Below are 19,854 nucleotides of genomic sequence, written 5' to 3'. Positions count from 1 at the left end.
AACGCGCGGCGCGCCGAGGCTAGCGTCGGCTGCGCCGCAGCGCCGCGAGCCCGCAGGTCGCGGCGACGAGCGCTGCGACGAGCACGCAGAGCGCCATCGGCAGCGCGGTGCCCTCGCCCCAGAGTCCGACGAGGGGCGAGGCGACCGCGCCGAGGGCAAACTGCCCGGTGCCGAGCAGTGCCGAGCCCGCGCCGCGCGCCGCCGGGCCCGTGCGCGTGAAGGCGAGCGCGCTCGAGTTCGCGCTCGTGAAACCCGTGCCGGCCGTCGTCGCGAACGCGCACAGGATGAACGTGGGGATGCTCAGCGCGCCGGTCGCCGCGAGCACCGCGAACCCGACGCCGCCCGCGACGAGCAGCGCGAGGCCGACCACGAGCATCCGGCCCGCCCCGACCCGCGGCGCGATTCGCGCGTTCGCGAGGTTCGCGAGAATGAGCGCCGAGGCGCCGGCCGCGAACGAGAGCGAGTACTCGAGCTGCGACATGCCGAGCAGGTGCTGGCCGACAAACGGCGACGCCGAGATGTACGCCATCATGCCGGCGAACCCGAAGCCGAACGCGAGCGCAAATCCGCCGAAGACGGGATCGCGCAGCAGGGTCGCGAAGCTGCGGAACGGCGCGAGCAGGTGCCCCGTCGGCCTGGCGGTGGGCGGATGCGACTCGGCCACGAACGTGAGGGCGAGGGCGAGCATCGTGACCGAGATCACGGCGAGCGCCGCGAGCACGCCGCGCCAGCCGAACCAGGTTGCGAGCGCGCCGCCGATCGGGGGAGCGATGAGCGGGCCGAGAGCGGTCACCATCGCGATCATGCTGAGCGCGCGTACCGCGGTGTTGCCGAGAGAGAGGTCGGTCGCAATCGCCCGGGCGATGACGACGCTCGCCGAGCCGGCGAAGCCCTGCACGACGCGCAGCGCGATGAACAGCTCGATGTTCGGCGTGAACACCATCGCGACCGACGACGCGGCGAACACCGCGAGGCCAACGAGCAGCACGGGCCGTCGCCCGAGCCGGTCAGAGAGCGGGCCATTGACGAGTTGGCCGGCCGACATGCCGAAGAGGAACGCCGTGAGCGTGAGCTGCACGGGAGCGGGGCCAGTGCCGAGGGCGGTCGCGATCTCGGTGAACGACGCGAGGTACATGTCGGTCGCGAACGGGCCGACCGCGGCGATGAACCCGAGCACCGTGAGGAGCAGCGGCGTGAGGCGTCTCTCGTGCGGCACGGGCGGCTCCTTGGCGTGAACGAACTGACAGCGGGTGGCGCCTCGATCGCTCGAGGCACCACCCGCAATTCCTAGCAGACGCATCCACCGCGGCGGGAGGTCGTCTCGGTAGGGTGACCGCGTGACTTCACCGGCGAATGGACTGCCCGCGAGCGACGACTGGCGCTCGCGGGCAATCTCGCTCGCCCCGTGGCCGCTGCTGCTCGGCGTCGTGTTCATCGTGTCAACGATGGGCTGGCTGCCGTTCTGGGGACACTCGATTCGCGTCACCACGATGCTCGTGATGTTCACGCTCGTCGGCCTCGGGCTGTGCGGGCGCGGCATTCGACAGATGGTGCACGCCCACCGCTTCGGGCGCGACGCGGAAACGCCGACGGCGCCCGGCCTCGCGAGTGGCGAGGCGGGCGCCGACGGGCTGCGGCCGCGCGGCACCGTCTGGTGGTGGCGTCGGGCGCCGCGCGTGGAGTTGTCGTGGTGGATGGGCGGGCTGCTCATCGTCGTCGGCCTTGGCCTTTGGGTGTTCGGCGAGGCGAACGGGCAGCAGGCGATGGCGTTCTTCGGCACGGCGGGCATGGTCGCGTCGGGGTACTCCGCGGCGTACTCGGCTGCGCGCTACTCGCGGCTGTGCTTCGACCACCGCATCCCCTTTCCCGCACTGTTCTAGCCCGCGTTGTTCTAGCCCGCGCTGTTCTAGGCCGTTGCTTAGCGGCGACGGCCGCGGTGCGGGCGCTCGCCGAAGCCGTAGGACATTTCGTTGCGGCGGCACTCGTGGTGGTAGCGCTCGCCGTGACCGAAGCCGCGCGGGTCGCCGTGGGGACGGCCGTGCGGGCCGCGACCGCGGCCGCGGCGCTCGAATCCACGGCGCAGACGCTCGAACTTTTCGGGCTCCTGCTCGGCCATGCGGTCAATCCACTCTTCGAAGCGCTCGTCGCCCATCCGCTTGCGGGCGCGCTCGCTCCAGCGGTCGAACTCGTCGTTCGGCGCCTCGTCTTCTTCGGGCTGCTGCGACTCGAGCTGTTCGATGACGCGGTCGAGCAGGGCGCCGAGCTGGTCGCGCTCGTCGTCGCTCAGCGTCGAGAACGCATCGGGCCGCTGCGGGGTGAACTGTTCGGTGTTGCGGCCCGCCTCGGTAAGGCGAATCAGCATGACGCGCTTGTCGTCGGGGGAGGGCTCGCGGGTGACGAACTCGGCCCGCTCGAGCTTCGCGAGCGCCTCGTTGAGTGAGGCGACGCGCATCCCGAGGATGAACGCGAGGTCTTTCGTCGGCACGCCGTCTTGCAGCTTCAGGGTCGCGAGGATGCGGCCCTGGCCGCGGGTCGGGTCGGCCGCCGGGCCGTGCGGGCCGGGGTGACCGGGGAATCCGGGGCCACCGGGGTGGCCGCCGCGCGGACGCATGAGTCGGGCGGCGGTGCGGAACTTGCGATACAGGTCGTTGCTTTCCATGGGGTTCTCCTTCTTCGGAATAAGCTACTGGTACCTGTTGGATCGGTACCTGTTGAAAAAGATACAGGCACCTGCTGCAAATTGCAACAGGTGCCTGTAGAAGAGTTTCTTGTGCGAACTACGCGGCGTCGCCCGCCGAGATCGTCGCGGCCTCTTCGGCCGCCGACTCGTGCGGCCGGCCGATCGTGCGTAGGCGCGGCGCTGAGCACGCGAGCACGACGATCGCCACCACGAGCGAGGCGGCGCCGAGCCAGTACGGGGCCTGGGCGCCGAGCGCGCTCGCGATCGGGCCCGAAACGGCCGGCGCGATCGCGCCGCCGAGGAACCGGATGCCCGAATAGGTCGACGAGGCAACCTGGCGAGGCAGGTCGGTCGCCTCCATGACCGTCTCGGTGAGGGCGGTGTTCACGACGCCGAGGAACGCGCCCGACACGACGATGCAGATGATCAGCGTCGTGAGGTTGTTCACCGCCACGGCCATGACGGCGAGCGTGCCGGTGAGCAGTACGAGCATCGCGTAGAGCGTGTTCACGAGCCCGAAGGTGCGCGTGAGCAGCGGCGCGACGACCACCGACGTGATCGCGAGCAACAGACCCCAGCCGAAGAACACGAGACCGAGTTCGTGCGCGCCAAACTCGAGCCCGAGCTTCGCCGCGGCCGCCTCGAGCGGGTACGGCGTGTACGCGAGGATCGTGAAGAACCCAAAGTTATAGAACAGCGCCGTGATGCCGAGCGCACGCAGGGTCGGGTGCTTCAGCGCCTCGAAGCTCGCCGTGACGTGCACCGGCTTCGGCTTCTCGGTGGGCGTGCGCAGCAGCGTGAGGATCGCGACGAGGCCGATCGCCATGAGCGCCGCCGTGCCGAAGAACGGGTCGCGCCACGACCACTCGCCGAGCAGGCCGCCGAGCAGTGGGCCGAGTGCCATGCCGACGCCGAGTGCCGCCTCGTAGAGCATGATCGCGCTCCCGCTCCCGCCCGAGGCGGCCCCGACGATTGCGGCGAGCGCGGTCGAGATGAACAGTGCGTTGCCGAGCCCCCACCCGCCGCGGAAACCGATGATCGCATCCACCGAGCCCGAGGCCCCCGCGAGCGCCGCGAACACGACGATGAGCACGAGGCCGATCACGAGGGTGCGCTTCGTGCCGAGACGGCTCGCGACCCAGCTCGTGAAGAACATCGCGACGGCGGTGATGAGCAGGTAGCTCGTGAACAGCAGCATCGTCTGCGACGCCGACGCGTCGAGCTCGTGGCTGATGGCGGGGAGGATCGGGTCGACGAGCCCGATGCCCATGAACGAGACAGTGCAGGCGAAGGCGATCGCCCAGACGGCGAGGGGTTGCTTCAAGATCGAGTTCTTGGGCGTATCGGTGGAGTGCATCATGCTTTCTGGGTCGGTGGCGTCCTTGCGTCGAGTGGCCGGATGGGTCGTGTCGGCGTGCGGGCTGGTGGTCGGTTGGTCGGTTGGTCGGTTGGTCGGTGGTCGGTTTCGCGCTCGCGGCGGATGCGCGGCTATGAATCGCGCGCGTCGGGCGCGGTGAGGCGCTCGAGGAGCACGCTCGCGCGCAGGAGTGTTTCGCGCTCCTCGGCGTCGAGCTGTTCGAGCTTCGGGAGTACGGCCTCGGCGGCGCGACGTCGGAAGTCGGCGAGCTCCGCCTCGCCCGCGTCGGTGAGGCGCACGAGGCTCGCGCGCGCATCCGTCTCGTCAGGCTCGCGGGCGACGAGCCCCTCTGCTTCGAGCCGGTTCACGGCCGAGGTCATCGAGGGCTGCGTGAGCCGCTCGAGGTGGGCGAGGTCACCGACGCGCGTGGGGCCGAGTAGCTGCAGGTTCGAGAGCACGCGCAAGCTGACCGACGAGCGGGTGACGCCCGCGCGGCGCCGGGCTGCTGAGGCGAAGCGGCTGCCGTAGACGATGAGTCGCGCCGCGATCGCGCTGAGGTCGGGTTCTTGAGTCACGCACCGAGTATATAGAGCATCTATATAGAACGCCAATGTACTGAGGCGCGCCGGGCGCGCGGTGCCGCTACTTCAGCCGGTTGCGGCGAATCGTGCGCCAGACCATCGCGCCGAACGCGACCGCGACGATGATGCCGCCGATCCACCAGACGACGGGCGGTGTCGAGTCGGCGCTCGCGGCGGCCGCGAGGAGCGCATCCGTGATCGAGGTCATGCCTCTATTGTCTCACCGCGCGTTCGTGTTACGCGGGGCGTCGCCGCCGCTCGACGCGCCACTCGCCGGGCGCGACAATAGATTGCGACGCTGCACACCGCAGCGCACCACGACCGCGAAGGGGAGCCGCACATGTGCCGATTGCTCGCCTACGCCGCACCCGTTGAGACATCGGTCTCGGAGGTGATCGGCGAGGCTAACGCCGAGGCCTTCCAGCAGATGACGAGCGTGCACAACGACGGTTGGGGCACCGCCTGGCTCGCGATGGGCCCGGGCGAGGATGCCCCCGAGGTCGAATCGGCGCGGGTTTCGACGCCGGGGCAGTCCGACCCCATGCTCACGGCGGCGCTCACGAGCGTTCCCTCGTACGCGCGGCTCGTGCACCTTCGCCTCGCGACCGACCGCCTCAAGCGCACGAAGGTGAACACGCACCCCTTCGTCGCCGAGGGCATCGCGTTCGCGCACAACGGCTCGATCATTCCGGTCGAGCGGTTCGAGCAGCTGCTCAGTGAGGACGAACTGCGCTCGGTCGAGGGCACGACCGACTCCGAGCTCTACTTCGCCTACGTGCGCAAGCAGATTCACGCGTGCGACGGCGACGTGCAGCGCGGCGTCGTGCAGGCGCTGCAGCGGCTGCGGCAGACGTTTCCCGAGGCGAGCCTCAACGCGGTCGTGCTCACCGACCAGCACCTGTTCGTGATTCACGCGAACTCGACGGCGCACGTCACCGACGCCGACTTCCGCTCGTACGGCATCGACCCGAGCCTGCTGCCCGACGACCACGACGAGAACTACTACAAGCTCGCGATGCTGCAGAAGCCCGACGGCACCACCGTGTTCTCGTCGACCGGCATCAACCTCGCTGGCTGGAGCCGGGTGCCCGACGACACGATCACGAGCATCGACCTCGAGACCCTCGAGCTGTCGCAGCGCAAGATCTTCGGCATCCGCGAGACGGCCTCGCGCCGTGGGCACGCCGCCCTCAACGACGCGACGATCGACGAGCTCGCGAGCCGGCGGCAGCTGCGCGCCGCGGCCGGCATCTAGCGGGTCGCACCAGGGCCTGCGGGCCGCCCGCCACGTAGACTGGCGGGCGTGACTGTGAACCCCGAACTCGTCGGCCGGCGCTTCGCGCTCGCCGAGCCCTACCTCGTGGGGCGCGAGCACGTGCGCGCGTTTGCCGCCGCCGTGTTCGCGACCAACCCCATCCATGTCGACGTCGCGAAGGCGCGCGAGGCGGGCTACGCCGACGTCGTCGCGCCGACGACCTACCCGGCCGTGCTGCAAGACCGCGGGCTGCAGCTGCTGCTCGCCGACCCGGCCGCCGACTTCGAGCTGAAGAACGTCGTGCACGCCGACGAGAGCTTCACGTACGTGCGCCCCATCGTCGCGGGCGACGAGCTCACCGCCGAACTCGAGGTGACGAACGTGCGCGCCGTGCGCGGCAACTCGATGCTGCAGGCGACCACGGTGATCACGGATGCCGAGGGCAGCGAGGTCGTGACGGCCTACGCAACGCTCGTCGTCGGCGGGCAGGAGGACGACCGATGACGACGATCGAAACCGCCGCGAAGGGCGACCAGCTGCTCGAAACGACGCTGCACTTCACGCGCGACTCACTCGTGCGCTACGCCGGAGCCTCGGGCGACTTCAACCCCATCCACTACCGCGACGATGTCGCGACCGAGGTGGGCCTGCCCGGCGTGCTCGCGCACGGCATGCTCACGATGGGCGCCGCGATTCAGCCGGTGATCGAGCTGCTCGGCGACCCGGGGCGGGTCGTCGACTACCAGGTGCGCTTCACGCGCCCCGTGCTCGTCGATGCGGCCGAGGGCGCCGAGGTGCACCTCGTCGCGACCGTCGGCGAGCCCGCGGGCGACGACGGCATCGGCCGCATCGACCTCACCGTGAGCTTCGACGACCGCACCGTGCTCACGAAGGCGCAGGTGCGCGCGCGGTTCACCGCATGACGACGTTCGCCGAACTGACGACGACGCGGGTCTCGCAGGCCGAGGCCGAGCTCCTCGAGCCGGCGACCCGCGCCGAGCTCGTCGAGGCGTACCTCGACCTCGTTGAGACCGACGAGCCGTTCCTCATCATCGCGGGCGGCTCGAACACAATCGTGAGCGACGACGGGTTCGCGGGCCCCGTGCTGCGCGTTTCGACCCTCGGCGTCGAAGAGCGCGAGGACGGCAACACCGTCTACGTCACCGCCGAGGCGGGGGAGTCGTGGAGCGGCCTCGTCGACGCGACCGTCAAGCGAGGCCTCAGCGGCATCGAGGCGCTCGCGGGCATTCCCGGCTCGGTCGGCGCGGCGCCCGTGCAGAACATTGGCGCCTACGGGCAGGAGCTCGCCGACGTGCTCGAGCGCATCGAGATTCTCGACGCCGACACCGGCGAGCAGCGCTGGGTGCCGGCGGCCGACCTCGGCCTCGGCTACCGCACGTCGGCGCTGAAGCGCGAGGAGCTTCGCGCCCTCGTGCTTCGCGTCGAGCTGCGGCTGCGGCGGGTTTCGGGCGACGACGGCGCGCCCGTCGAGTACGCGCAGCTCGCAAAGGCGCTCGACGTCGCGCTCGGCGACCGGGTGCCGGTCGCGCAGCAGCGCGCCGCAGTGCTCGCGCTTCGGGCGTCGAAGGGCATGGTGCTCGACGCCGACGACGTCGACACCCGCTCGAGCGGCTCGTTCTTCATCAACCCCGTCGTGCGCCGCGAGTTTGCGGGCATCCACCTCCCGTCGTCGGCCCCGCGCTTTGATGCCGGCGTCGACGAGGCGGGGAACGAGCTCGTGAAGCTGTCGGCCGCGTGGCTCATCGACCACGCGGGCGTGAAGCGCGGCTTTGCGCTGCCGGGCAGCGGCGCCGCGATCTCGTCGAAGCACACGCTCGCGATTACGAACCACGACGGCGCGAGCGCCGAGCAGATCGCCGAGCTCGCCCGCTACGTGCGGGCTCGCGTGCTCGCCGAGTTCGGCGTCCAACTCATTCCCGAGCCGAACCTGATCGGCCTCGAGCTGTAGTGCATTCCAGTCGCGCGTGCGCAACACTCGAGGGGTATCGACGAGACGGAGACCCACGTGACTGAGCAGCGGCCGCGATTCAGCCCGCCCGAGCCGAAGTACGGGCTCGAGGCGGCGGATGCGCGCCCCGAGCCCGAGCCGGCCGCTCGCCAGGGCGTGTGGTCGCCCCTCACGATCGCCCTCAGCGCGATCTCAGCCGTCGTCGTCATCGGTCTGGTCGTGACGCTCGGCCTCCTCTGGGGCCGCACGACCGAGCCGCTCGCGGGCGAGGCCGCCGCCCCGTACGGCACGCAGGGCACGAGCGGCACGGGCCCGACCGACACCCCGAAGGCGACGCCGACGCCGTACGTCGTGCAGCCCGGAGACACCGTGTCGATCGATCAGGACGCCGTGTTCGAAGACGGCTTCACCCTCACCGAGCCGAAGATCGGCGACTGGGTCGAGAGCGAGATCATCAATCGCCCCGACCAGCTCACGCTCATGTCGCCCGGCTACGACTCGCAGCTGCAGGTGTGGCAGACGTCGGTGTTCGACTCGAGCCAGACCGACAATGACCTCACCCTCGCGCAGCTCAACCGCATCAACGACGAGTGCGCGTACGGCGTGAGCGGTGTCGGGGAGCCCGAATCGTTCTGGCTCGAGGGTGAAGACGGCACGAAGCTCGAGCTCCTCGGCGTGCGCGCCACCAACTGCGAGGGCGGCGAGATCTGGATGCTCCAGCGCGTCATGCCGCTCAGCGGCTTCCGCATCCACATCGTGCTCTGGTCGATCGACCCCATCGACGACAACGACGAGCTGCTCGACAAGCTCGACGAGATCTCGTTCACGACGCCGTAGCGCGCGCATCCCCGCCCGCGTAGCCACCCCGCGCGTATCCGCGCCATGGGTTGTCAAAAAGGCACCATTCACACGAGGTGAACGGTGCCTTTTCGCCAACCCATGCGGGCTGCGCCGGGCGGCTACTTCGTACCGAAGAGCTGCTGGATGCGCTGCACGCCCTCGACGAGCGCGTCGTCGCCGAGCGCGTAGCTGAAGCGCAGGTAGCCCGAGGGGCCGAAGGCCTCGCCGGGAACCGCGGCAACCTCGGCCTTGTCGAGCAGGAAGTCGGCGAGGTCGAGCGAGGTCTCGAGGCGAACGCCGTCGTACTCCTTACCGAGCACGCCCGTGACGTCGGCGTAGACGTAGAACGCACCCTGCGGCGTCGGCACCTCGAAGCCGGTGATCTTCGAGAGCTCGTCGACCATGAGCTTGCGGCGGCGGTCGAACGCGACGCGGAACTCCTCGATCGGCTCGCTCGGGCCAGTGAGGGCGGCGAGCGCGGCGCGCTGCGCGATGTTGTTCACGTTGCTCGTGAGGTGCGACTGCAGGTTCGCGGCGCCCTTGATGACGTCTTCGGGGCCGACCATCCAGCCGACGCGCCAGCCGGTCATCGCGAACGACTTCGCGACGCCGTTGACGAGCACGGTCTGCTCGGCGAGCGCCGGCACGGCCTCGACGATCGAGGTGGCCTTCACGCCGTCGTAGACGAGGTTCTGGTAAATCTCGTCGGCGATGACCCACACGCCGTGCTCGAGCGCCCAGTCGCCGATCGCGCGGGTCTCCTCGGGCGAGTAGACGGCGCCGGTCGGGTTCGAGGGCGACACGAACAGCATCGCCTTCGTGTTCGGGGTGCGGGCGGCCTCGAGCTGCTCGACCGTTACCTTGTAGCCCTGGTCGGCGCCCGCGAACACCTCCACGGTGCTGCCGCCGGCGAACTTGATGACCTCGGGGTAGGTGGTCCAGGCCGGGGTCGGGAGGATCACCTCGTCACCGTCGCCGACGATCGCCTGGAGCGCCTCGAACACGGCCTGCTTGCCGCCGTTCGTGACGAGCACCTGGCTCGCGGGCACGGTGAGGCCCGAGTCGCGCGCCGTCTTCTCGACGATCGCGTCGCGCAGGTCGGGCAGGCCGACGTTCGCGGTGTACTTGTGGTTCTTCGGGTCTTTCACGGCCTCGACGGCGGCGTCGACGACGTGCTGAGGCGTCGCGAAGTCGGGCTCGCCGGCGGCGTAAGAAATGACGGGCCGTCCCTCTGCTTTGAGGGCCTTGGCCTTGTTGTCGACCTTCAGCGTGGCCGAAGGTGCGATGGCGGATACGCGGGAAGAGAGGCGCGATGCAGTCATGGCTCACAGCCTAGATCGTTCCGCCCTAAATTATCGAGATTCATTTTCTGCTGCCGGGTGCGTGTTGCGACGCGCAGGGGAGACGCGGATACGCGGTGGAGGCGGCGCCGGATTTGCCGTAGACTGCTTGGGTTGCCTCGCGCAGTTCGTGCGGCGTGACGTAGGGCGGTAGCTCAATTGGCAGAGCAGCGGTCTCCAAAACCGCAGGTTGCAGGTTCGATTCCTGTCCGCCCTGCAAGGTCGGGTCGTGCGATCGCACGGCCCGTTCTTCGTATCCGGGCAAGTTCCGCGAACCTGGGCCGCATCGACAAGGATGCCGGGGTGGCGTAGGCTAGGCGGGTTGCCAAAAGGCATACTGCAGTGCGCCCAAAAACCGGGCAATGCGCCGCACTTCCGACCTTCGAAAGGGATCCGCGTGGCCACAGGCACGTCTGACGACGAGCGTGACGACGACCTCACGAACGAAACCGAACCCACCGGTGACGAGGTCGACGCTGCGGACGAGACGGCCGCCGAGGTCGACGCCGAAGAGCTGGACGTCGACGAGGCTGACGATTCGGAGGCCGAGGATTCGGACGACGATGACTCGGACGCCGATGACGAGCCGGCCGCTGATGACTCGGAGGCCGAAGACGCCGACGACAAGCCGGCCGCCGCGGCTACCTCGAAGCGCAGCAAGCGCGACCCGAAGCCCGCTAAGGGGTCTGGGCCTGCCAAGGGTTCTGGGTCGGCCAAGGGCTCGGCGGTAAGCAAGTCGGCGAAGGGCGCCACCGAGACGTCCTCGACGAAGTCGGGCAAGGCTGCGAAGGCCGACAAGAAGAAGTCGGGCAAGGACGGCGAGCGCCGTGGCCTCGGCAAGTTCTTCCACGAGGTGCTCATTGAGCTGAAGAAGGTCGTCACCCCGACCCGCCAGGAACTCTGGCGCTACGTCGGCGTCGTGCTCGCCTTCCTCGTGATCATGATGCTCCTCGTCATGCTGTTCGACTGGCTCTTCGGCTTCGCGTCGTCGTGGGTGTTCGGCAACGGCCAGGAGCTGATCCCCTCCGAGTGGTTCCAGGGCGGCGACCCGTCGCAGACCGCGGTGCCGACCGAGTCGGGCGTGCCCGCCGAAACGCCCGCGGCAACCCCGTAGACCCAAAGTCGCGGCGCACCCCGGCCCGCGCATCCATTGCACACCGATTGCACAGACCGAGCGGCCCCGCGGCCGCACCTCGATGAAGTGAGTTGAAACACCGTGGCTGACGAAACCCAGCTCCCCGAGCAGAACGAGACCGAGCTCGAGCCCACCACCGGCGCCGAGCAAGCCGACCTTGAGTCGGCAGAGACCGAGCAGGTTGACGCTGAGTCGGTAGAGACCGAGCAGGCCGAGGCCTCGGCCGACGAGACAGTGACCGACGAGGCTCCCGCCGCCGACGCCCCGGCCGACGCCGAAGAGGCCGAAGAAGAAATCGACCCGTACGCCGAGTTCAAGCTCGAGCTGCGCATGAAGCCCGGCAAGTGGTACGTCATCCACACGTACGCCGGCTTCGAGCGCAAGGTGCGCGACAACCTCACGCAGCGCGTCGAAAACAAGCGCCGCAGCGAGTCGTCGGAGGGTGCCGACGACATCTACGAGGTGCAGGTGCCGATGGAAGACGTCGTCGAGACGAAGAACGGCCAGCGCAAGATGGTCACCCGCGTGCGCATCCCCGGCTACGTGCTCGTGCGCATGCACCTCACCGAAGACAGCTGGTCGCTCGTGCGCCAGACGCCGGGCGTCACCGGCTTCGTCGGCAACGCTCACGACCCCGTGCCGCTGCGCTTCAAGGAGGTCTTCGAGATGCTGAAGAGCATCGTCGAGGTTCCCGACGCGAAGGATGCGAAGGGCGAGTCGAAGAAGTCGGGCGGCGCGGGCTCGCAGCCGAAGATCGAGGTCGAGTTCGAGAACGGCGAGACCATCACGATCAAGGAGGGCTCGTTCGAGGGCCTCACCGGCACGATCAGCGAGATCAACGCGGTCGCCGGCAAGCTCACCGTGCTCGTGTCGCTGTTCGGTCGCGAGACCCCGGTCGAGCTCAACTTCGACCAGGTCACGAAGCTCTAACACCCCACAACGCGAGCGCGGCGCCGGCACCTGTTGCTGGCGCCGCGCTCGCCTGAGTGCGCCCTGGTCAGGGCGTGCGATTTCGAGTAAACTTGCGGGGTTGCGCTCGTCGCAACCGTTACCGGGCGCCGGAAAGGCCGGCGCTGCGGGAGAGGGATGCTCGCAACATCCTCTCGACAGAAAGGAAACCACATGGCCCCCAAGAAGAAGGTCTCGGGTCTGATCAAGCTTCAGATCCAGGCTGGTGCCGCTAACCCCGCCCCGCCCGTTGGCCCGGCGCTCGGTCAGCACGGCGTCAACATCATGGAGTTCTGCAAGGCGTACAACGCGGCGACCGAGCAGCAGCGCGGCAACGTTGTGCCCGTTGAGATCACCGTGTACGAGGACCGCTCGTTCACCTTCGTGCTGAAGACCCCGCCCGCCGCGGAGCTCATCAAGAAGGCTGCCGGTGTGAAGAAGGGTTCGGGTGTGCCCCACACGAACAAGGTCGGCAAGATGACGATGGACCAGGCTCGCGAGATCGCCGAAACCAAGAAGGCTGACCTCAACGCGAACGACATCGAGGCCGGCGCGAAGATCATCGCCGGTACCGCCCGTTCCATGGGCATCGAGGTCACGGGCAACTAGCCCCCTCAGTCGACCCCGCCACTGCGAACGGGGACGGCACTCAGCCGCCGAGTGCGGCCGTACACACTTCCGCGGGAGAGCCAGCCAGCTCGTTCGACCGCACACTCTCAAAGGAGCACAACATGGCAAAGAAGTCCAAGGCGTTCCGCGCCGCGGCAGAGAAGATCGAGGCGGGCAAGGTCTACAGCCTTGGCGAGGCCGCCCAGCTCGCGAAGGACACCGCTTCGGCGAAGTTCGACAGCACGGTTGAGGTCGCGATGCGCCTCGCCGTCGACCCCCGCAAGGCTGACCAGATGGTGCGCGGCACCGTCTCGCTGCCCCACGGCACCGGTAAGACCGCGCGCGTCATCGTGTTCGCGCAGGGCCCGGCCGCCGAGGCCGCGATCGCCGCTGGCGCCGACGAGGTTGGCGCCGACGAGCTCATCGCGAAGGTCGCCGATGGCTGGACCGACTTCGACTCGGCCGTCGCCACCCCCGACATGATGGGCAAGGTCGGTCGCCTCGGTAAGGTGCTTGGTCCCCGTGGCCTCATGCCGAACCCGAAGACCGGCACCGTGACCCCCGACGCCGCGAAGGCCGTCACCGAGATCAAGGGCGGCAAGATCGAGTTCCGCGTCGACAAGCACTCGAACCTGCACTTCATCGCGGGTAAGGCGTCGTTCGACGCCGACAAGATCACCGACAACCTCCAGGCCGCGATCGACGAGGTCGTGCGCCTCAAGCCGGCTTCGGCGAAGGGCCGCTACGTGCAGAAGGCCGTCGTCACGACGACCTTCGGCCCGTCGATCCCCCTCGACGTTTCGGCGTTCTAACCCCGAGAACGCGCCGCGAGGCGCGAACGCGAGACCGCGTATCCCAAGCTTGGTAGTAACCAGCTTGGGATACGCGGTCTCGCGTTTCCGCGCGGCTGGCGCCCGACGCTCAGCAGCCTGTGAAGATGCGGGACTAGCGTCGGAGGCATGGAAGCTATTTACACCGCACTTGCCCACGCCTCCGGTGGCGGCCGCGACGGCGAAGTCCGTTCCGAAGACGACCGCATCAACCTCCCCACCCGCCCGCCAAAGGAAATGGGCGGCAGCGGTGAGGGCACGAACCCCGAGCAGTTGTTCGCCGCGGGCTACTCGGCCTGCTTCCTCGGCGCGTTCCACGCCGCCGGCAAGCAGCTCGGCAAGGACACGAGCGACGCCGGCGTCTCGACGTCAGTGAGCATCGGCAAGCGCGAGCCCACCGGGTTCCAGCTTGCCGTGACCCACGACATCCACGCGCCGAACCTCACGAAGGACGAGGCGGCCGAGGTGGCCCGCGTCGCGCACGAAGACATCTGCCCGTACTCGCACGCGACGCGCGGCAACGTCGAGGTGCAGCTCAACGTCGTCGAGTAGTCGACGCAGCAGCACAGCGCAGATCGCCGCATCGCCCGCTCGGGTGGTGCGGCGATGCTCGTTTGCGCACCAATGCACCCGAATTACTGAAGCGGCGGTCGGTAATGGGTTAGGCTCCCACAAGTGAACAATGACGTTCACGCGAGGCCGAGGCCCCGCATCCTCATGACAATGGAGCCGTGACATGTCGACACCGACATCCGCAGACATCGACGTTCTGCCACAGACCAGCCCGGGCGAACGCCGACGCGTACTCGCCGCGACGATCGTCGGCACCACCGTGGAGTGGTACGACTTCTTCATCTACGCGTTCGCCGCCTCACTGATCTTCAACACCCAGTTCTTCGGGCCCATGGGCGAGGCGCTCGGGCCCGCGGGCCCGACGCTCATCTCGATGGCGTCGATCGGCCTGTCGTTCCTGTTCCGCCCCCTCGGCGCGTTCCTCGCCGGCCACTTCGGCGACAAGTACGGCCGCAAGCCCGTGCTCATCGCGACCCTCATTCTCATGGGTACCGCGACCGCGCTCATCGGTGTGCTGCCGACCGGCGACCTCGCCGCGATCAGTGCGATCGGCCTGCTGCTGCTCCGCGTACTGCAGGGTATTTCGGCCGGTGGCGAGTGGGGCGGCGCCGCCCTGATGGCGGTTGAGACCGCCGCCGAGGGCAACCGCAACCGCGCGGGCGCGTGGCCGCAGCTCGGCGTGCCGTTCGGCATGCTGCTCGCGACCGGCATGCTCACGGTGCTGCAGATGACGCTCGGCCAGGAGGGCTTCGTCAACGGCGGTTGGCGTATCGCGTTCCTGTTCTCGGTCGTGCTGATTCTCGTCGGCTACATCGTTCGCCGCGCGGTCGAAGAGTCGCCCGTGTTCCGCCAGATCTCGAAGCTCGCGAAGAGCCAGTCGGCCCCCATCGCGGTCGTGTTCCGCAAGTACTGGGTGATCGTCATCTTCGCCGCCCTCGTGTTCGCGGGCGACAACGCGGTCGGCTACATGCTCGTCGGTGGCATCGTGCAGAAGTACGCCGCAACCCCGCTCGAGGCGGGCGGCATGGTCGGCATGGATGGTGGCCAGGTGAGCCTGTTCCTCAACCTCGCGGCGATCTCGTGGGCGATCTGGACCTACGTCGGCGCCTGGATCGCCGACAAGTACGGGGCGAAACCCGTGTTCATCGTCGGCTACATCCTCATGATCTTCGCGTCGGCGGCGCTGTTCCCGCTCGTCGTCATGGGCGGCGAGAACCCGATCTTCTTCGTGCTCGGCACGTGCCTGCTCGGTGTTCCGCTCGGATTCTGCTACGGCCCGCTCAGCGCCTGGTACGCGGAGGTGTTCCCCGCATCCGTTCGCTTCTCGGGCGTCTCGATCACGTACGCGATCGGCGCGATCGTCGGTGGTGCGTTCGCCCCGCTCATCGTGCAGGCGACCTTCGAGGCGAACCAGGGCCAGTGGCACTGGGCTGCGGTCTACCTCGCGGGCATGTCGGTCGTCGGCCTCGTCGGCTCGATTCTGCTCAAGGGCCGCCACGGCATCCCGCTCGGCCACGACATGGAGCACTCGGGCCAGTGGGAGACCTGGAAGACGGGCGACCCGATTCCCGAGGGCGTGCGCACGCAGCACTAGCTGGCTCTGCTTGCCTGACCCGGCGTTCGCCTCGCGCGCATCCTGCGACGAACCAACAGGGCGGCCCCACACCGAATTCGGTGCGGGGCCGCCCTCGTGCTGGCGCGGTCGCTACTCGGCCGTGAGATCGAACACGATCTTGCCGCGCGTGTGGCCCTCCTCGAGCTTGCGGTGCGCGGCCTGCGCCTCGGCGAGCGGATACGTCGCGTCGAGGTGCGTCTGCAGGTCGCCCTGGTCGAACAGCTGCGCGATCGTCGCGAGGATGCGCCCCTCGGGTGACAGTTTGAGGGTGGATGCGGTGAGGTCGCGGCCTTCGGCGGCCACCTCGTCATGCATCGTCGGCCACGAGCCGGTCGGCACGTTGATGATCGTGCCGCCGTCGCGCAGCACCTTCAGCGAGCGCGTGCCCGTGTTGTCGTGCACGTTGCCGATGAGGTCGATGACGACGTCGACGGGCTCCTCGATCGAGTCCTCGAACCGCTCGGTGGTGTAGTCAATGACCTGCGTCGCGCCGAGATCGGTGAGCCACTCGTGGTTGCGCGCCGACCCGGTCGTGATTACCTCGGCCCCGTAGAACGCCGCGAGCTGCACCGCGAAGTGGCCGACGCCGCCCGCGCCGCCGTGTACGAGCATCCGCTGCCCCGTGTGCACCCGCGCGGCCTCGACCACCGCGGCCCAGGCCGTGAGCGAGGCGAGCGGCACGCCGCCGGCCTCGAGCATCGTGAGCGACTTCGGCTTGTGCGCGAGCGACATGAACGGCACCGACACGTAGTCGCCGTGCGCGCCCTGGTAGCGCGGCGTGAGCAGCATGCCGTATACCTCATCGCCCGGCTGGAACGGCGCGAGCTCGTACGAGGCGCGCTCGACGACGCCGGCGAACTCGCCGCCCGGAACCCAGGGCATCCGGTCGATCGCGCCCGCCATGCCTTTGCCCGAGCGGGTCTTCGCGTCGATCGGGTTGAGCCCCGCCGCGTGCACCCGCACGAGCGTGTCGCTGTTCAGGGCCTTCGGCATCGGCACCTCGCCGACCTCGAGCACCTCGGGGCCACCGAATTCGTTCACCACTACTGCGCGCATCAGATCAGTCATGCGCCAAGCTTCGCACGCGCGGCGGAACGGCCGCCGAGACGTCACCCGACGCGTCAGGTTTGCGGACTAGGGTCTTGAGGTATCCGCTGCGAAAGGAGCCGCCATGCCCGCCGTTGTTTCGCTGACGCCCGCCCCCGTAATCGATCGCACCTACTTCGTCGAGAGCTTCGACACCGGCAAGGTGAACCGCGCCACCGAGATTCAAGAGTTTCTCTCGGGCAAGGGAATCAACGTGTCGCGCACGCTGCGCGTCGCGGGTGTGCCGACGTCGGCGGTGCTGCCGGTGGGGCGCGAAGACGAGCACTTGCTGTTCCGCACGCCTTACCCGCAGGTGCTGCGCATCCTGCCCGTGCCGGGGCGGATGCGCGTGAACACGGCGATTCTCGAGCCCTCGGGCGAGACGACGAACGTGAACCAGAAGGCCGTGCCGCTGCAGGAGCGCGACTGGGAGGCCGTCGTCGACATGACGCTGCAGGAGGTGCGCTCGCTGCACGCCGACTGGCTCGTTGTGTCGGGCTCGGTGCCGAAGCTCGTCGAGACCGACGAGAAGATCGACCTCACGCGGCTGTTCACCGAGGCGCGGCGCCTCGGCACCCGCATCGCCGTCGACACCTCGGGCTCGTCGCTCGAAACGTGGGCGCTCTCGGGGCTCGTCGACTGCATTAAGCCGAACGCCGATGAGATGGCGACGCTCGTGAAGCGACACCTCGCGACGGTCGGCGACGTGCTCGACGCGACCCGCGAGGTGATCGAGCGCGCGAACCTCGAGGTCGTGCTCGTCTCGATGGGTGGCGACGGTGCGATGGTCGTCACCGCCGATGACGCGTGGTGGGGGCTCGCGAAGGCGCCGCAGGTCGTGAACACGACGGGTGCGGGCGACGCCTCGCTCGCCGGGTTCGTGGGCCACTCGATTCAGGGGCCCGGCCAGCGCGGCGGGCAGGCGAACTTCGGCGAGCTGCCGCAGCTCGCGATTAAGCGCGGCCTCGCGCGCGCCGTCGAGTACGGGGCCATGGCCGTGTCGGTGCCGACGACGATCATCGACTCGCTCGACGGCATGCCGACCGCCGAGATCACGCGGCCCGACCCCGACCGTCCGCTCTCGGAGCCCACGAAGTTCTTCGAGACGCCGTCGGCGTAGGTGGGTCTGGGCTCGCTTTGCGGGCCCCTTGGTCGGCGGATCTGGGCTAGTTCGACCAACTAGCCCGGATTCTGGGGGTTCGACGCAGCCCGCTGCCCCCGACCCCCGAATCGTGGGCTAATTCGTCCAACTCGCCCGCGCATCCGGTGGGTCTGCGTCAGACGGCGGGGCATGGCGCGGATGCGGTCGGCGCGGATGCGGCGGGGCAGCCCGGCCGTGTCGCCGGTCGGTGGCAGGATAGGCGCATGGTTGTTTTTCGTCCCGCTCCCGTCGAGGTCACCTCGGCAGCTCGGGTCGACGACTACTCTCCGCTCGCCCTCGCCGCGACCGACGCGGTGCCGGTCGTGCCGGCCGATGCCGCGACGATCACCCCGCGTGCGCCGTTCGCGGTGCCGCTGACGACTCCGGCGGGGCTGCCGGTGCTGCCGGCGAACGGCACCGTGTGGCGGGCCGGGCTGCTCGACGAACTGCGCAACCCGAAGCCGAAGGGCGCGCTCGCCGAGCGGGTCGTGTGTGCCGATTCCGATCGCGACGAGTGGCTGCGCCAACGCAAGGGGGGCATCACCGCGACCGATGCCGCGCGGCTGGCGACCCCCGCATCCGTTCGCGCCGTCGTGAACGACAAGCTCTACGGCGGCAGCTTCACGGGCAACGCGTACACCGAGTACGGCAAGCAGCGTGAGCCCGAGATTCAGAAGTGGGTGCTCGGCGAGCACGGCATCGGCTCGTGCGGGCTGCTTATTCGTGCTGCCGAGAACCCGCGGCACCTCGCGACGCCCGACGGGCTTGCACAGCGCGACGATGAGGTGCTGCTCGCCGAGATTAAGACGACGAACAAGTCGTGGGCCCGGATTCCGCGCAACTACCTGCGGCAGGTGTACTGGCAGCAGTACGTTGTTGGCGCCGAGCGCACGCTGTTTGTGTGGGAACAGCACCGCAACTTCGTGGTGCAGGATGCGGAGCCGCGGGCCGTCTGGATCGAGCGCGACGACGCCGAGATCGAGCGCCTCGTCGGCCTCGCGAACGAGGTGCTCGAGCGCCTCGCCCTCGCCTAACTCCTATCAGTTCGGTGGTCGAATGTTGCTGTTCTGAGCGCTCAGAACAGCAACATTCGACCACCGAACTGGGGTGGATGAGGGGGATGGGCTAGGGGAGCTGCACCGGCGGGGTGAGGCCGAGCAGTCCCTGCATCGCGCCGATCGGCTCGAGCCACACCTTGCCCGCGAGCGATTTTGCCGGGTCGAGCAGCAGGCCGGCCTTCATGCCGATGAACGTCACGGTGAGGTGAGCGCGCAGCACGGCGTCGGGGTCGGGCACGCTGCCGTCGTCGGGGTCGATGCCCGAGGGGATGTCGACCGCGATCACGAGCGGGTCGGGGCGAAGTTTGGCGAGCGCGCCCTTCACTGCGACGACGACCGAACGCACGGGCTCGCGCAGCGCCGGGTCGCCGCCTGCGGCGCGGCCGCCCTTCGCGATGCCGAGGATTCCGTCGACGACCACGTCGGCGCCGGGGATGCGCGCCGCGACCGAGGCGGGGTCGGCGTCGGCGATGATCTCGGCGCCGGCATTCCGCGCGGCCTCCTCAGCCTCGGAATGCAACGAGCCCGCGACCGCGATTACCTCGGCCCGCACTCCGGCGGCCACGAGATACGAGGCGGCGTAGGCGGCGTCACCGCCGTTGTCACCCGAGCCGGCGAGCAGCACGACCCGGGCGGTGGATGCGTCGGGCAGCACGCTCACGATGTGGTCGCTGAGCGCCTGGGCCGCGCGCTGCATGAGGGCGACGCCGCGTTCGAGCAGGGGACCTTCTGCCTGGCGGATCTGCGCCGCCGAATAACCAACCTTCACCCGCCTATCCTCTCCCGCTTCCCACAGTTGAGTGGCCCCAAAGTGCTGTTTTCAGCGCGCAAAACAGC

22 protein-coding genes and 1 tRNA gene are annotated in these 19,854 nt (G+C 68.9%); 15 read left to right on the top strand and 8 right to left on the bottom strand.

Annotated elements, in window-relative coordinates:
- Nucleotides 1-19: 19 nt before the first annotated feature.
- The gene (locus tag G328_RS0104920; protein ID WP_019618235.1) at nt 20-1,216 is read right to left on the bottom strand and encodes a multidrug effflux MFS transporter; all 1,197 of its coding nucleotides are present in this window, start codon (nt 1,214-1,216) and stop codon (nt 20-22) included.
- Nucleotides 1,217-1,337: 121 nt separating this feature from the next.
- On the opposite strand from G328_RS0104920, the gene G328_RS0104915 reads away from it, so the two are divergent.
- Nucleotides 1,338-1,880 (top strand): hypothetical protein, encoded by a 543-nt coding sequence (locus G328_RS0104915; RefSeq protein ID WP_019618234.1) that lies wholly within the window; start codon nt 1,338-1,340, stop codon nt 1,878-1,880.
- Between the two features lie 38 nt (nt 1,881-1,918).
- Here the strand turns inward: G328_RS0104915 and G328_RS15735 are convergent, their stop codons facing one another.
- The 4 genes from G328_RS15735 to G328_RS16455 form a co-directional block, all read right to left on the bottom strand.
- Nucleotides 1,919-2,659: a MarR family winged helix-turn-helix transcriptional regulator gene (locus G328_RS15735; RefSeq protein ID WP_019618233.1), complete on the bottom strand. Its 741-nt coding sequence runs from the start codon at nt 2,657-2,659 to the stop codon at nt 1,919-1,921.
- 118 nt (nt 2,660-2,777) lie between these two features.
- Nucleotides 2,778-4,040, bottom strand: coding sequence for an MFS transporter (locus G328_RS0104905; RefSeq protein WP_019618232.1), 1,263 nt, complete (start codon nt 4,038-4,040; stop codon nt 2,778-2,780).
- 128 nt (nt 4,041-4,168) lie between these two features.
- Nucleotides 4,169-4,612 (bottom strand): MarR family winged helix-turn-helix transcriptional regulator, encoded by a 444-nt coding sequence (locus G328_RS0104900; protein ID WP_019618231.1) that lies wholly within the window; start codon nt 4,610-4,612, stop codon nt 4,169-4,171.
- A gap of 67 nt (nt 4,613-4,679) precedes the next feature.
- Entirely contained in the window at nt 4,680-4,826 is a 147-nt protein-coding gene (locus G328_RS16455; RefSeq protein WP_019618230.1) for a hypothetical protein, read from the bottom strand.
- Between the two features lie 132 nt (nt 4,827-4,958).
- Here G328_RS16455 and G328_RS0104890 point away from each other — a divergent pair, with 132 nt between their 5' ends.
- The 5 genes from G328_RS0104890 to G328_RS0104870 are packed head-to-tail and all read left to right on the top strand — an operon-like array spanning nt 4,959 to nt 8,679.
- Nucleotides 4,959-5,873, top strand: a complete 915-nt coding sequence (locus G328_RS0104890) for a class II glutamine amidotransferase (RefSeq protein WP_019618229.1) — start codon at nt 4,959-4,961, stop codon at nt 5,871-5,873.
- 48 nt (nt 5,874-5,921) lie between these two features.
- Nucleotides 5,922-6,377 (top strand): FAS1-like dehydratase domain-containing protein, encoded by a 456-nt coding sequence (locus G328_RS0104885; protein WP_019618228.1) that lies wholly within the window; start codon nt 5,922-5,924, stop codon nt 6,375-6,377.
- On the top strand, nt 6,374-6,796 hold the full coding sequence (locus G328_RS0104880) for a MaoC/PaaZ C-terminal domain-containing protein (protein WP_019618227.1): 423 nt from the start codon (nt 6,374-6,376) through the stop codon (nt 6,794-6,796). Before G328_RS0104885 ends, G328_RS0104880 begins: the two co-directional genes overlap by 4 nt.
- On the top strand, nt 6,793-7,842 hold the full coding sequence (locus G328_RS0104875) for a UDP-N-acetylmuramate dehydrogenase (protein ID WP_019618226.1): 1,050 nt from the start codon (nt 6,793-6,795) through the stop codon (nt 7,840-7,842). The genes G328_RS0104880 and G328_RS0104875 overlap by 4 nt, the downstream gene beginning before the upstream one ends.
- Before the next feature lie 57 nt (nt 7,843-7,899).
- A complete protein-coding gene (locus tag G328_RS0104870) occupies nt 7,900-8,679 on the top strand; it encodes a hypothetical protein (RefSeq protein WP_019618225.1) in 780 nt (259 codons plus the stop codon).
- A gap of 122 nt (nt 8,680-8,801) precedes the next feature.
- Here G328_RS0104870 and G328_RS0104865 read toward each other — a convergent pair whose 3' ends face one another.
- Nucleotides 8,802-10,004: a pyridoxal phosphate-dependent aminotransferase gene (locus tag G328_RS0104865; RefSeq protein ID WP_019618224.1), complete on the bottom strand. Its 1,203-nt coding sequence runs from the start codon at nt 10,002-10,004 to the stop codon at nt 8,802-8,804.
- A gap of 162 nt (nt 10,005-10,166) precedes the next feature.
- Between G328_RS0104865 and G328_RS0104860 the strand changes: the two genes are divergently transcribed.
- The 7 genes from G328_RS0104860 to G328_RS0104830 all read left to right on the top strand — a co-directional run bounded on the left by G328_RS0104860 (nt 10,167) and on the right by G328_RS0104830 (nt 15,711).
- A tRNA-Trp gene (locus G328_RS0104860) sits at nt 10,167-10,239 on the top strand.
- A gap of 180 nt (nt 10,240-10,419) precedes the next feature.
- Nucleotides 10,420-11,136 carry a preprotein translocase subunit SecE gene (gene secE, locus G328_RS16140; protein WP_019618223.1) on the top strand — a complete coding sequence of 239 codons (717 nt, stop codon included), beginning with the start codon at nt 10,420-10,422 and terminating at the stop codon, nt 11,134-11,136.
- A 102-nt stretch (nt 11,137-11,238) separates the two neighbouring features.
- Nucleotides 11,239-12,087 (top strand): transcription termination/antitermination protein NusG, encoded by an 849-nt coding sequence (nusG, locus tag G328_RS0104850; RefSeq protein WP_019618222.1) that lies wholly within the window; start codon nt 11,239-11,241, stop codon nt 12,085-12,087.
- 192 nt (nt 12,088-12,279) lie between these two features.
- Nucleotides 12,280-12,714 carry a 50S ribosomal protein L11 gene (gene rplK, locus G328_RS0104845; RefSeq protein WP_019618221.1) on the top strand — a complete coding sequence of 145 codons (435 nt, stop codon included), beginning with the start codon at nt 12,280-12,282 and terminating at the stop codon, nt 12,712-12,714.
- Between the two features lie 122 nt (nt 12,715-12,836).
- Nucleotides 12,837-13,526: a 50S ribosomal protein L1 gene (rplA, locus tag G328_RS0104840; protein ID WP_019618220.1), complete on the top strand. Its 690-nt coding sequence runs from the start codon at nt 12,837-12,839 to the stop codon at nt 13,524-13,526.
- 147 nt (nt 13,527-13,673) lie between these two features.
- Complete coding sequence (locus G328_RS0104835; protein WP_026339655.1) at nt 13,674-14,096, top strand: organic hydroperoxide resistance protein; 423 nt, start codon at nt 13,674-13,676, stop codon at nt 14,094-14,096.
- A gap of 184 nt (nt 14,097-14,280) precedes the next feature.
- Nucleotides 14,281-15,711 carry an MFS transporter gene (locus tag G328_RS0104830; protein ID WP_019618218.1) on the top strand — a complete coding sequence of 477 codons (1,431 nt, stop codon included), beginning with the start codon at nt 14,281-14,283 and terminating at the stop codon, nt 15,709-15,711.
- Between the two features lie 111 nt (nt 15,712-15,822).
- Here G328_RS0104830 and G328_RS0104825 read toward each other — a convergent pair whose 3' ends face one another.
- Nucleotides 15,823-16,800: an NADP-dependent oxidoreductase gene (locus tag G328_RS0104825; protein WP_026339654.1), complete on the bottom strand. Its 978-nt coding sequence runs from the start codon at nt 16,798-16,800 to the stop codon at nt 15,823-15,825.
- A gap of 103 nt (nt 16,801-16,903) precedes the next feature.
- On the opposite strand from G328_RS0104825, the gene G328_RS14270 reads away from it, so the two are divergent.
- The gene (locus G328_RS14270) at nt 16,904-17,938 is read left to right on the top strand and encodes a 1-phosphofructokinase family hexose kinase (protein ID WP_019618216.1); all 1,035 of its coding nucleotides are present in this window, start codon (nt 16,904-16,906) and stop codon (nt 17,936-17,938) included.
- 245 nt (nt 17,939-18,183) lie between these two features.
- Entirely contained in the window at nt 18,184-18,993 is an 810-nt protein-coding gene (locus G328_RS14265; protein WP_019618215.1) for a YqaJ viral recombinase family protein, read from the top strand.
- Nucleotides 18,994-19,084: 91 nt separating this feature from the next.
- Here the strand turns inward: G328_RS14265 and G328_RS0104810 are convergent, their stop codons facing one another.
- Complete coding sequence (locus G328_RS0104810) at nt 19,085-19,786, bottom strand: NAD(P)H-hydrate epimerase (RefSeq protein WP_019618214.1); 702 nt, start codon at nt 19,784-19,786, stop codon at nt 19,085-19,087.
- Between the last annotated feature and the right edge of the window lie 68 nt (nt 19,787-19,854).

Origin of the sequence: [Zimmermannella] faecalis ATCC 13722 (assembly GCF_000381765.1) — a bacterium.
Classification (GTDB): Bacteria; Actinomycetota; Actinomycetes; order Actinomycetales; family Microbacteriaceae; genus Gulosibacter; species Gulosibacter faecalis.
Note: the sequence above shows the minus strand (reverse complement) of the source record. Positions and strands in the feature narration are given on the sequence as shown.